Origin of the sequence: Ancylomarina sp. 16SWW S1-10-2 (genome assembly GCF_009669305.1) — a bacterium.
GTDB lineage: Bacteria > Bacteroidota > Bacteroidia > Bacteroidales > Marinifilaceae > Ancylomarina.
Map to the genome: position 1 here is coordinate 24,207 of NZ_SADB01000018.1, position 13,491 is coordinate 37,697.

A 13,491-nucleotide genomic window follows, 5' to 3' on the forward strand; every position below is an offset into this window, starting at 1 on the left:
AAATAAAAGACTAATTTGAAATTAATTAGAGTTTATTTACTTAATCTATCAAGTATTGTTTTGATAAGATTTTTAATGACAGGTTTATAATCTTTGCTTGCATCCTTGTTGACACGATTTGCAATTATGGCACAAACAGTGGCAGCTTTATGTCCTAAAAGAGCCGATAATCCAGCAATTGCAGAACTCTCCATTTCATAATTAGTGATTTTTTGACCTTTATATTCAAAGGCTTCAAGTTTGTCGTTTAAATCCATATCAAGGGTTTTTAAACGAAGAACTCTTCCTTGGGGACCATAAAAACCATTGGCAGATATGGTGATTCCTTGAATCATATTATCACCATCTATTCTATTGATTAATTCTTCCGATGATGATACAAAGTAAGGAGATGCAAGTTTTGGATTCCAATTAACGGCTTCTTTAAATGCTTTTTCGAATTCAAGGTCTGAAACTTCGTCTCTCCCAGCATAAAAGTTTAGCATACCATCAAAGCCAATTGATTTTTTCGATAATAGAAAAGAATCAACAGGAATGTCGCCCTGTAATGAACCAGAAGTACCAATTCGTACAATTGTTAACGATTTATGTTCTTTTTTAGGTATACGAGTCTTTAAGTCGATATTTACAACGGCATCTAATTCATTAATAACAATGTCTATATTATCCGTTCCAATTCCTGTTGATACAACAGAGAAGCGTTTGCCATTATACGTACCTGTTTTTGTTACAAATTCTCTATTAGAGATCGTAAGTTCTACGTTGTCGAAAAAACTGGCTACTAATTCTACACGTCCAGGATCTCCTACAAGAATAATTGTGTCTGCAAGGTGTTCTGGTCTTAAATGTAAGTGAAAAACACTTCCGTCAGGATTAATAATTAGTTCTGATGATTTAATTGGTTCCATATGTTTTAAAAATTTTGAATTGTAAAAAGTCATGTCACACAGATCTACTACTTTATAAATTTATGCACTCGTAAATATAAGTAGAAAAATGGGCAAACTGCTTTTTGCAGATTAACAATACTTATTATATGGTTGTTTGGAGTAATTTATAGAACTCAATTGTTGAAATAGATATAAGATTCAATTGTTCTACTTTATCAATGAGATTCCAAATATACAAATAAAATAATTATTGAAAAATGAGATAGCAATATGTTTTTGATATAATTCATTGTTTTATTCATCTAATTAATGTTTCCTCAATGGATATATTGTGTTATATTTACTTTCTAGTTAGTGACAATTATTATGACTATTAAGTTCATAGTTGATTGCTAAAATATAATTGCTTTATAGTTAGAAAGATATCTAATTTTAAGGTGTTAAACTTTAATAAAATGAAACAAAAACCGTATTTCTTAATCGTCGTAGCAGCTTTTGCGCTGATTCTTGTATTGTCAGGATCAAGCATGTTTAAAACGCTTCAACCAGGTGAACGTGGTGTTATTTTTCGCAAGTTCTCGACAGGATTAGATAAAGAAAATATTTTTATGCCTGGATTTCATGTGATTGCACCATGGAATGATTTACATATATACGATGTAAAGGAACAAAAAAGTGAAGAAATGATGGATGTATTGGACAAAAGTGGTTTGTCTCTAAATATTGATGTATCCGTTCGTTTTAATCCAATTTATAATAAAATTGGTTATTTACATGAAATTTTTGGTAAAAACTATATCAATCAATTAGTCGTACCAGAAGTTCGATCTTCAGTTCGTCAAGTAGCTGGACGTTATACTGCAGAGGAAATTTATTCTACTCAGAGAAAAGAAGTTGAAGATGCAATTATTACTGAAACATCTTTAATTCTTAAGAAGAATAATATTCAAATGAAAGCTTTATTGATTCGTTCGATTAATTTGCCAGCAAAAATTAAGCAGGCTATTGAAAGTAAGCTACAACAAGAGCAGGAAGCATTAGCTTATCAGTTTAAGCTTGATCGTGAGCAAAGTGAGGCTGAGAGAAAGCGTATTGCAGCTGAAGGTGAAGCAAAAGCAAATAAGATTATTAATAGTAGTTTAACTGATGCGCTATTGAAAATGAGAGGTATTGAGGCAACGATTGAATTGTCAAAATCACCAAACTCTAAAGTAGTTGTTATTGGTAGTGGAAAAGATGGGATGCCTCTTATTTTAGGTAACAACTAATTTTCTAATATAAAATATATTTTAAAGGCTGTTTCTTAAGAAACAGCCTTTTTTAGTATATAGTTCTGACAGTTAAATGTTTTGTTCGGTTTCGAACATAAGGTGTTCTAGTATCGTTCACTTTATTTGTATGAGCAAAATAGTTGTCTTCTGAAAATCAGTAATCTGGCTTTTTTGGTATGATAAATGATATATTTTATGTAACCTTAGTAAACCTTTAGAAAATTTAAACCGACCATGATTAAACTAACTTTGTTAGTAATAGCGTTGTTTTGTTGTTTTTGTCAACCAGTACAGGCTTTCTCAAAGAAAAAAATTAAAGCCAAGCGTGTCACTCATCATCCCCAAATTGATGGAATTTTAAATGAAGATATTTGGAAATATATTCCAGTCGCAGGCAATTTTGTACAGATGGATCCTAATAATGGAATGCCTTCAAATTATAGAACAGAGGCTAAGTTCATTTATACCGATAATTCACTCATTGTGGGTGTTATGATGTATGATGATGAGCCAGAAAAGATACTCAAACAACTGAGTAAACGAGATGATTTGAATAATAGTGACTATGCACTACTATTAATTGATCCTTTTAATAATGGACTTGATGCATTCGAATTTATTGTTACACCAATGGGAGTTCAAATTGATGCTAAAGTGATTAAAGGTAGTGAAGATACCAATTGGGATGGCGTATGGAAAAGTGGTGCTTATATTGGATTAGAAGGCTGGAGTGTTGAATTTGAAATTCCATATTCTGCTCTTCGTTTTCCGCAGAAAGATGTGCAAGAATGGGGACTAAATATCATTCGTAATATTCAAAGAAAAAAGGAAAAAGTAAGTTGGAATTTTATCGACAAAGAAGAATCTGGCTGGGTTAGTCAGTCTGGAATTTTGAAAGGAATCAATAATATAAAACCGCCTACACGTCTATCTTTTTCGCCTTATTTCTCAGTGTATGTCGATAAATCTTCGGATAACTCATCATTTGAAACTAATTATCGTGGTGGACTTGACTTAAAATATGGACTGAATGAAAGTTTTACTCTAGATATGATGTTGATTCCTGATTTTGGACAGGTTCAATCAGACGATCAGGTTTTAAATCTCTCACCGTACGAAACTAAATTTTCAGAGAAAAGACAGTATTTCACTGAGGCAACAGAGCTATTTAACAGAGGTGGCGTGTTCTATTCAAAAAGAATTGGTGCAACGCCTAAATACAGATATGATGTAGAGGATAATCTTGAAGAAAATGAAATGATACAAGAAAATCCTGCGGAGTCCAAAATTATAAATTCAACTAAAATTTCAGGAAGAACAAGTAGTGGATTAGGTATTGGTTTTTTGAATTCCATGATACGTAATACTTATGCAAAAATTAAAGATACAATATCGGGATCGAAACGGAAATTTAAGACTCAAGCTTTTGCTAATTATAATATGTTTGTATTAGATCAAAGCTTGAAGAACGAATCCTATATTTCTCTTATCAATACTAATGTTACCGTACCTAAAGATGATTTTATTGCCAATGTAAGTGGAACGGAGTTTTTGCTAAAAGGTAAAACTCGAAAGTATCAGTTAAGCGGTAAGGCTTTATTATCTCAACGTTACGAAAAAGGTGAGCATGATGAAATTGGACACCATCATCGATTTTCTTTTGAGAAAATAAGTGGAAAATTCAATTGGAATTTTTCCAATGAAATGATATCTGATGAATATGATCCCAATGATTTTGGATATTTGAGTAGTAATAATATTATCAAAAATAAATTAAAGCTAGGTTATCATATCTATAAGCCTCAAGGCATCTTTTTAGCTCAGCATAATAGTCTAACTATTACTCATGAAACTCAGTATTCTCCAGCTCGATTTTCACGTTTCACTATTTATTATAACTCGAGTATTAAGCTGAAGTCATATAATTCTTTAGGTATCTATGGTAATGTTCGACCTACGCATAACTACGATTTTTATGAGCCAAGAGTCGAAGGTATGAAATTGAGAAAAGAATCGTCAGCATATATGAGCTTATGGTTTTCAACTGACTATAGAAAAGAGTTTGCTTTAGATCTTGAAGCAAAATATGGAGCTCGTTTTTCAACTGATGATTTGAGAGAATTTGCCTTAATTGTTAAACCGCGTTATCGTTTTAACGATAAGTTTACGATGGAATATAGAATGAAATGGAATAGACAGCTTAATGATATTGGTTATGTGAGTGATGAAGTCATTGATGATATCACGAATGTTTATATTGGGTATAGAAATACAACTTATGTAGAAAGTAGGCTTTCTAGTAGTTATATTTTTAATAATAAAATGTCATTAAGTTTTAGGGCACGTCATTACTGGGCAAAAGCGGAGTATAAGAATTTTGGTGTTTTGATGGATAATGGGAGATTAGCTTCTACTGATTATTCAGATAACCACGACATAAACTTTAATACTTTTAATATTGATGTGGTTTATTCATGGAGATTTGCTCCCGGTAGTGAACTTGCTATGGTTTGGAAAAATTCTATTTCGGATTATAATGATGTCGTAGCCCATAGTTTCGTAAAGAATTTTAAGGATACCTTTGATGCAACTCAATTTAATTCACTGTCTGTTAAATTGTTGTATTATATAGACTATATGTCTCTTAAGAAAAGAGGCTAATTATAGTAAAAGGATATCGTTTTTAGTTTGTAATTTGATGACTAAGTGTAATAGTTGAAAGTTTGCTGCTCTTATTTTTAAGTTTAAATTTGTGCTTGGAAAAGCTTTTTATAATGAAGCGTTAACTCCTAAAAGTATTAATTTCAATTTCAGAAAAACTATGATTCAAAGAATTCAAACTTTATTTTTATTAGGTGCATTAATCCTAATGACACTGTTGTTCTTTTTCCCTTTGGCAGAATTAATCGATACAGCAAATAATTCGTATTCATTTATATATAGAGGAATTCCTTCTTTAAAAGAAGGTGAAGCTATGATTTTTAAAGCTTATCCAATCGCCATACTGATATTAGTTATTGTTTTAAATCTTATCGTGACCATCTTTTCTTATAAAAAACGCATGCGTCAAATTCGACTAACGGTTTTTAATATCTTTTGTATGTTAGGTGTTGTTGGTCTTATTTATTATAATGTGAATTCTCAACTAGAACCGATGCAAGCTATTGCTAACTACAGTATTATTAATGCTTTCCCACTAATAAGTGTGGTTTTATCGTACTTAGCTATACGTAGTATAGGTAAAGATGAAGCTATGATTCGTTCAATGGATAGAATTAGATAAATTAAGAAAAAACAGTGATATTTGCTTATCATTCTGATTGATATATAAAAAAGCTTACAAATATTGTAGGCTTTTTTTGTATATTAAAAACTCATTATCTGGGTTAAAGATATGATTATTGAGAATTATGATTTTATGTAAATAGTTTTAGTTATTCGAAAAATCTCATACTATGCGTTATTTATTTTTAAGTTTTTTATTTGTTCTAGCTTCTTTGACTTCGGCATTTGCCATTCATCCAAGCATTAAAAGTAAAAAACATATTTTGGTCATTCATTCTTATCATCAGAGCTTTGCTTGGACAGATAGTATCTCTAATGGTATTGAATCTGTATTAACGCCTCTTGAAAATGAAGTTGAGACTTATTATGAATATTTAGACTCAAAGCGATTCGTAGATCCAACATTTATTGAATCTTTTGATCAAAAATATAAACTTCTGTGTTCTAAGCTAACTTTTGATGTAATCATCGTTTCCGACAATAATGCGCTGAATTTTGTTATTAAAAGTAGAAAACGATGTTTTAAAAATATTCCGATCATTTTTTGTGGCATAAATAATTATAAGCCTGAATTATTGATGGGTGAAAAACGGGTTACTGGTATTGCAGAATATACTGCAATTGATTCCACTTTAATGCTTATGCATAAGTTACAACCCAAAAGAAAAATACTTATTATAAATGATAAGACTGTGACTGGGTTGGCTAATAAGTCAATTATTATGGACGCTTTGCCAGAATTAGAAAAAGATATATTTATTGAATATTCCGATAATGGCAATATGAAGGATATTCAAGAAAAAGTTAGAAATTTATCTGATGATTGGATGATTTATTTAGCCCCATTTTCAATGGATTCTGATGGGAATTATTATTCATTTAGTGATGCCGTTCGTTTGGTTAGTGAAGCAAGTGCTGTTCCAATTTATAGTTCTTGGGATTTTTATTTAGGTAAAGGAATTGTTGGTGGATATATAACTAGCGGTGTTTTACAGGGTAAACTTGCAGGAGAAATGGCTTTGTCAATTGTAAAAGGAGTGAATCCAGATACAATTCCAGTGCTCAAGGAGTCTGCAGTTAGTGTTAAAATAGACCATTCCGTTTTATCAAAATTTAAAATATCTGAGTCTAATTTGACTAAGGGGACGATTATAATAAACAGGGAGAAAACATTGTTTGAGAAACATATTGTTTTGTTTAAAAACATCATGATAATAGGATTCGTTCTGGTTTTTCTTTTAATTATTTATTCTGTCTTTAAGCATAGGCAGAAAAAAGTTTTAGAAAGACAGAATCTAGAGTTGGATAGAAAAGTTGAAGATCGATCACGAGAACTTCTTGAAGCCAATGAGAATCTTAGTAGAAAAAATCTTGAGATTACTAAGCAAGAAGAACTCTCTAAACTTGCTTATCTTAGATTGAAGGCTATTTTAAATAACTCTTTAGTTGGTATTGTGGTGACTGATGGAGAAGGAAAAATCATTGATCAAAATAACAGAATTTCAGAGATTCTAGACTATCAAAAAGGAGAGTTGTTAGGTAAAGATATTATGTCTACTTTTTTAAATAAGAGTAACTATAATATTTTAATGAGTGAATATGAACAGCTAGAAGGAAGCAAAGCTTTTATTCGGAATGAAATACCATTGAAGAGGGTTGATAACTCTGTTATTTGGGCTAAAATTTATATTAGTGAGATGTTGTATTCTTATAGTGATGACGCTAATATATGGGTAGTTGATGATGTAAGCGAGATTGTTGAAAATAGAGCTAATCTAGAGAAACGAACAAGTGAACTAAAAAAAATAAATGAAACAAAGGATCAGTTTTTCTCAATTATATCTCAAGATTTAAAAGGACCTTTAACTTCCGCAGTAGGTTTATTAGAGGTTTTTACTAAAAGTTCGGATTCATTTTCAGACCTTGAAATAAAAAAGTATGTGAAAAATTGTTATGAGTCTGTTCATAATATAAGCGATCTCTTAGACAATTTATTGAGATGGGGAAGTATTCAAATTGGGGGTGTTCCTTGGAATCCTAATACGATTGATATGAGAAATATTGTTGATACAGTTCTGAATACATTTGAGACAATTGCAAAAGTAAAGAGTATTGAATTGAAAAATAATATTTCTTTAAATTTAAATGCTTTTGGTGATGAGAATATGATTAAAACAGTAGTCTCCAATTTAGTTAACAATGCCATAAAATTTACACGTAAAAATGGACTTGTAGATGTTTCAGCTGAAATTGAAAATAATAGGATTGAAATCCTTGTGCGGGATAATGGTATCGGTATTGAGAGAGAGGATGTTCAACATCTATTTGATATTAATAAAAAAACGCAACATGAAGGGACTAGTAAGGAATCTGGTTCTGGTTTAGGATTAGTTATAGCTAAAGATTTAGTTGAGAAGAATAAAGGTTCAATCCGTGTTGAAAGTGATATAAATGTAGGAACGAGAGTTTATTTTGACTTACCAATAGAAGCTCCGACTTCCTAAACTGATATGCTTTTGAAAAGCTGTGCCACAAATCTCATCTGAATTTGTGGCACAATTAATATCTACTTATTGTTTCTTTTCTGTGCCAATTTCTTTTTCGTTTTCTTCTTCATTACAGAATAGCCAAAACGACCAATAAGTTTGCCTAATTCGTAGTAATGACCGTGAGCGTAGGCAATAGGCTGCGCTTTATCTAATCTGAATTGTCCACTCTCAGGATCGATATACTTCTCGTCAGCTTGTACGTTTACTACTTCTGCAATAAACATATCGTGAGAGCCTAATTCTACAATTTGTTTTAGCTTGCATTCTATGGATAGAGGTGATTCCTCTATAATTGGCGCACTGATTTCTTTCGATTTGCCTGGTGTTAAGTTCATTTCTTTGAACTTATCGAAATCTTTTCCTGATTTTACGCCACACCAATCAGTAGCAAAGGCGAGTTCCTTTGTCGTAAGATTAATAACAAATTCGCCGTGTTTCTTTATGATGTCATACGAATGACGATTTCGTCTGATAGAGATGTAACACATTGCAGGATCAGTGCAAATAGTACCTGTCCAAGCTATTGTTATAATATTATAATCTTCTTTACTTGCTCCACAACTAACCATTACGGCTGGCAATGGATAGACCATGGTTCCAGGTTTCCAGTTTTGTTTTCCCATTTATTCGAAATTATTATTGGTTAGTTATTAGTCTGTTTTCCAAAAAACATCGACAATATTCTTTTCTCCCTAATAAAATAAATTTAGAAGGATATATATATGTTTTTCTTATAAATTTTCTGTCCAATTATTTATTACGTGTAGCGTTTTCTTTTACACTTTTAATATCTTTTTTGATTTAGTAAACCTGATACATGATATTCAGAAACTTAAAGTTTTAATCTTTAAATCTTAATAATGTAAACGCCAAACACGAAGAGTAGAATTACTTGTTGTGTTTCTACTTTTGCTTTTACAAAAATACAAGCTTGCTTTTTTACTACAAGCATATTTAATAGATTTAATCAGAAATAAGTGGTTTTTACAAACAAAAAGCCCTAAAGAGCATGAAGTCTTTAGGGCTTTTCAAATTTATTTAATCACGAATTAGTTCTATAAGTCGTTTTTATGAACATGAACATCCATTTGAGGGAAAGGAATATTAAGTCCTTCTTGTGCAAATGTCTTATAAACCTTCTCATTAAAATCGAAGAATACACCCCAATAATCAGGAGCATTAATCCAAGCTCTAACTGCAAGGTTAACGGAACTGTCTGCTAATTCAGAAACTGCAATAAAAATTTCAGGGTCTTTAAGAATTCTTGAATCTTCATCGGCTAAACGTTTGATAACAGCTCTTGCTTTATCAACATCATCACCATAAGCGATTCCAACTGTCCAATCAACTCTTCTTTTTTCTTCCTTAGAATAGTTAGTTAAAGATGAAGTTGATAAGCCACCATTAGGTATAATAATTGTTTTATTATCAGGAGTTGTTAGAATTGTGTTAAATATTTGAATTTCTTTTACAACACCTAAGTAACTTTGAGCGTCAATAAGATCTCCAACTTTAAATGGTTTAAAAACTAGAATCATAACACCACCAGCGAAGTTTTGTAATGTGCCTGATAAGGCTAAACCAACAGCTAAACCTGCGGCACCTAAAATAGCAATAAATGAAGTCATTTCAACACCAAGCATGCCTAATGCAGTAATATACAGCATTACTTTAAGCAGCATTCCTATTATACTTTTTAGAAATGGTTTTAAGGAGGCGTCCAAATTGCTTTTGTCCATCATTTTACCAATAGCACGAACTAGAACTTTGATAATCCATCCACCTATGATTAATACGGCTATAGCACCAATTAGTTTTGGTCCATACTCAACTCCAATTTGGATGATTTGTTCTAAAATTTTGTCTGTATTCATAATTAATATTCTTTTTTAGTGATTAATATCCAACCTATTTTAGGTGAACTTTAGCATATCTACCTGAAATTACATCTTTAAAATTTCATAATCAAATATTTTATGAAAGATTTGAACAATGTTCAATTTATCTATGTGAATATAATTATGAACGATATGGACGAGTTATTTTGATGATAATTCAAGCATTCTAAGAAGTGGAGTTTTTGCTTTAGTCATAATATCATCAGGTAAAATAATTTCAGGTTGTTCATTTTTCAGGGCCATATATATTTTTTGCATTGTGTTCAATTTCATATAAGCACAATCGTTGCACGAGCAAGTTTCATCAGCTGGTACAATAAGAAACTCTTTTTCTGGAGAATCTTTTTGCATTTGATGAAGAATCCCTGTTTCTGTAGCGACTATAAATTTCTTGGCATCAGAATTTTTAGTGTAATTAAGCATGGCTGTAGTTGATCCTACAAAATCAGCAAGAATAAGAACTGGGTGGGTGCATTCAGGATGAGCAATAAGTATTGCATCTGGATTTTCCACTTTCATTTGCATAACCTTTTCAGCCGATAGTATGTCGTGTACTTCGCATGAGCCATCCCACAGAATCATTTCTCTTCCTGTGATTTCATTGATGTATCGGCCTAAATTTTTATCTGGTGCAAATATGATTTTCTGATTCTTAGGATAAGATTCTACAATTTGGACAGCATTTCCCGAAGTGCATATGACGTCTGAAAGCGTTTTTATTTCAGCAGAACAATTGATATAAGAAATGACAATATGATTGGGATATTGTGCTTTAAATTTGGCAAATTCTTCGCCAGGACAAGACTCTGCAAGAGAACAGCCAGCCTCTAAATCAGGAATTAAAACTTTACGTTTAGGGTTTAATATCTTCGCAGTTTCTCCCATAAAATGAACGCCAGCAAATAGAATAATATCAGCTTTAGTCTCTGCTGCATGTTGTGCAAGTGCTAAACTATCTCCTTTAAAATCGGCTATTTCTTGTATATCGGAGGTTTGGTAGTAATGTGCTAAAATAACTGCATTTTTCTCCTTGGCTAATTTTAGAACTTTATCTCTTAGTGAATCCATTATTTTCAAACTTAGGTGTAGATATTAAGATGCAAATATCTTTAAATTGTTGGGTTTATCAAAATCGATTCTAAAAAAAGAGAAGTCTTTATTTTAGTACCTTTGCCCAAGAATATTTATATTATATAGAAGACGATAATTCCAAATCTAAATAAACGAATGAAAGTAATAATAAGTCGATTCATACTTAAGTTATCTGGATGGAAATTTGTAGGAGAAATTCCATCAGAAAAGAAAGCGGTAGTTATTGCTGCACCACATACATCAAATTGGGATTTTATATGGGGAAAATTGGCTTTTGTCGCACATAGAATCAACACGACAGTTCTAATGAAAAAAGAATTTTTCTTTTTTCCACTTGGAGCAATTTTTCGATCAATGGGTGTTATGCCTATTGATAGGAGTAAGAAAAATAACCTCACAGATCAATTGGCAGCAGAATTTAAGAATAGAGACGAACTTTATTTGTCACTCTCTCCAGAGGCAAGTAGAAGTAGACGTCCTGTGTGGAAAAGAGGTTTTTATTTTATTGCTTTAAAAGCAAATGTGCCAATTTTATTGGGTGACTTGAATTATGAAACTAAAACTTTGAGTTTTATTGAAACTTTTCACCCAACAGGAGATGTTGAAGCTGATATGGCTTATATAAAATCGAGATATAAAAACTCTAAGCCTAAGTTTCCAGACATGTTTTCCATTGGAGATTAATGCAAATCTTAAAAATTGTATATGACAGATATTTTAAGACTTAGTTTGGTTCAATCAGAATTGATATGGGGAGATGTGAAATTGAACCTAGAACAATTCACTCAGCAACTTTCTGAATTGAAAGGCAAGAGTGACCTAATTGTTTTACCCGAAATGTTTACTTCTGGTTTTACGATGTCTGATAAAGATGAAATTTCCAGATATGCTGATATGACAGTTTCTTGGATGCAAGAACAAGCTAAATATTTAGGAGCATCTATAATGGGTAGTTTCATTGTTAAAGATGTTGATTCCTTTTATAATCGTATGCACACCGTTTCTCCCAATGGTGATATATCGACTTACGATAAACGCCATTTATTCAGAATGGGAGATGAACACAAACATTTTGCAGGAGGTAAAGATAAGGGAATTGTAATCATTGGAGAATGGCGAATTCGACCTATCGTTTGTTACGATTTAAGGTTTCCTGTGTGGTTACGTAACCAGCAAGATTATGACCTGTTGGTTTGTGTCGCGAATTGGCCCGAAGCTCGACGGGATGTTTGGAATACTATTTTAAAAGCTAGAGCTATAGATAATCAGACTTATGTTGCGGGTGTTAATCGTGTAGGAAAGGATGGTATGAATTTGACCTATGCTGGTGATTCATCCTTGTTTGATGCTAAGGGAAGAGTTCTTGCAAAATGCGAAGATTACAAAAGCAATATATCGACAATGTCTATTTCACTTTCTGAATTAAGGAAATTTAGAGACAAGTTCCCTGTTTATTTAGATGCTGATGATTTTGATATAAAGTTGTAAGTAAGGTCTAAAAAGTTTATCAACTCGTGCTACTTCTGGACTTTACCTTAATTTCCACAGATTACGCAAATCATCGCAAATTTTTATTTATTAGAAGGTTCTATTTTCCCCGCTGCCACACGATTTTATCGTGTGGTAAAACAAAACAATAATGAGTTTCTAGAGTTAAAAGTTTACTATTTCAACCTCTAGGGGCTTAAACTGCGCATTTTAAAGTTCCCTATAGGAACTGGAGCGAAGCGGAACTCGACATAGTCCATTTAGGTGTAGGGAACTGAAGGAGTTTGACAAAATCCATTTATGGGTGAAAAGTTGTCGGATATTTTCAGATGATACACGTTTTAATATCCCCAGCATCAGCAAACTCAGTTAATAAATCCTCAGCAAAATTCATGTTTTTTTCTAATTCAGTTTCACCTTGGTAAGAGATAATAATCATTAGGAAGTTCTGACATGATAAGTCGATTTGTGTTCGTAATGAGTCAGAAGTCGCACTTCCGAAAGCACCAGTATTATCACGAAAAAGGGGTAGGTTCTCAATGTTTAATTTTCCACGCCCAATACCTTGGTATTCTTCATCAGTTTTTCCGATACCCATTTTTATAGGACCTACAATTTTGTCAGCATTATATCCACCTATTGAAAAACCTGATTTAATAGAAACAAGGTTTAAAAGGTCAACCACATTATTAATTTTATAAAGACCTTTCCCGTTTACGATTCGTCTCAATAATGATTCTGCAGAAAGACGATATCTATTGGGATCTTTGCCTACTTTACGATATCCATCTTTAGATGTTGCTATTGTTGGTTTGTTTCGAATGTCTTCAACGGTCATGTTCTGTTGAATTTCATCGATATGTTGATTAATTACATTCCAAAGCTTATCATTATCTTCTGTAATTGTTACTTGACACTCTATTACGCCTAATTTTAGTGAAGGGCATAAGTTTAATAGGTTTTGCTCAATATTTATGGTCTGTTTCATATAGAATTTCGTTTGGAATCAAAAATAAGC

11 protein-coding genes are annotated in these 13,491 nt (G+C 32.0%); 6 read left to right on the plus strand and 5 right to left on the minus strand.

What is annotated here, in order from left to right:
- Positions 1–32: 32 nt before the first annotated feature.
- Entirely contained in the window at positions 33–908 is an 876-nt protein-coding gene (locus tag EMN46_RS14240) for a nucleoside phosphorylase (protein ID WP_154201489.1), read from the minus strand.
- Positions 909–1,345: 437 nt separating this feature from the next.
- On the opposite strand from EMN46_RS14240, the gene EMN46_RS14245 reads away from it, so the two are divergent.
- The 4 genes from EMN46_RS14245 (at position 1,346) to EMN46_RS14260 (ending at position 7,950) form a co-directional block, all read left to right on the plus strand.
- On the plus strand, positions 1,346–2,158 hold the full coding sequence (locus EMN46_RS14245) for a prohibitin family protein (RefSeq protein WP_154201490.1): 813 nt from the start codon (positions 1,346–1,348) through the stop codon (positions 2,156–2,158).
- A gap of 237 nt (positions 2,159–2,395) precedes the next feature.
- A complete protein-coding gene (locus tag EMN46_RS14250; protein ID WP_154201491.1) occupies positions 2,396–4,822 on the plus strand; it encodes a DUF5916 domain-containing protein in 2,427 nt (808 codons plus the stop codon).
- Between the two features lie 160 nt (positions 4,823–4,982).
- Entirely contained in the window at positions 4,983–5,444 is a 462-nt protein-coding gene (locus tag EMN46_RS14255) for a DUF4293 domain-containing protein (RefSeq protein WP_154201492.1), read from the plus strand.
- Positions 5,445–5,616: 172 nt separating this feature from the next.
- Positions 5,617–7,950 carry an ABC transporter substrate binding protein gene (locus EMN46_RS14260; protein ID WP_154201493.1) on the plus strand — a complete coding sequence of 778 codons (2,334 nt, stop codon included), beginning with the start codon at positions 5,617–5,619 and terminating at the stop codon, positions 7,948–7,950.
- A 62-nt stretch (positions 7,951–8,012) separates the two neighbouring features.
- On the opposite strand, the gene EMN46_RS14265 is transcribed toward EMN46_RS14260, so the two are convergent.
- The 3 genes from EMN46_RS14265 to nadA all read right to left on the minus strand — a co-directional run bounded on the left by EMN46_RS14265 (position 8,013) and on the right by nadA (position 10,961).
- Complete coding sequence (locus EMN46_RS14265) at positions 8,013–8,618, minus strand: flavin reductase family protein (RefSeq protein WP_154201494.1); 606 nt, start codon at positions 8,616–8,618, stop codon at positions 8,013–8,015.
- A gap of 432 nt (positions 8,619–9,050) precedes the next feature.
- Positions 9,051–9,869: a mechanosensitive ion channel family protein gene (locus EMN46_RS14270; RefSeq protein ID WP_154201495.1), complete on the minus strand. Its 819-nt coding sequence runs from the start codon at positions 9,867–9,869 to the stop codon at positions 9,051–9,053.
- Positions 9,870–10,034: 165 nt separating this feature from the next.
- Positions 10,035–10,961, minus strand: coding sequence for a quinolinate synthase NadA (nadA, locus tag EMN46_RS14275; protein ID WP_154201496.1), 927 nt, complete (start codon positions 10,959–10,961; stop codon positions 10,035–10,037).
- A 159-nt stretch (positions 10,962–11,120) separates the two neighbouring features.
- On the opposite strand from nadA, the gene EMN46_RS14280 reads away from it, so the two are divergent.
- Both EMN46_RS14280 and EMN46_RS14285 read left to right on the plus strand, forming a co-directional pair.
- Positions 11,121–11,669 (plus strand): 1-acyl-sn-glycerol-3-phosphate acyltransferase, encoded by a 549-nt coding sequence (locus EMN46_RS14280; protein WP_154201497.1) that lies wholly within the window; start codon positions 11,121–11,123, stop codon positions 11,667–11,669.
- A gap of 21 nt (positions 11,670–11,690) precedes the next feature.
- Positions 11,691–12,473, plus strand: a complete 783-nt coding sequence (locus tag EMN46_RS14285; protein ID WP_154201498.1) for an amidohydrolase — start codon at positions 11,691–11,693, stop codon at positions 12,471–12,473.
- Between the two features lie 325 nt (positions 12,474–12,798).
- Here EMN46_RS14285 and EMN46_RS14290 read toward each other — a convergent pair whose 3' ends face one another.
- Positions 12,799–13,461, minus strand: a complete 663-nt coding sequence (locus EMN46_RS14290) for a B3/4 domain-containing protein (protein ID WP_154201499.1) — start codon at positions 13,459–13,461, stop codon at positions 12,799–12,801.
- Positions 13,462–13,491 lie beyond the last annotated feature (30 nt).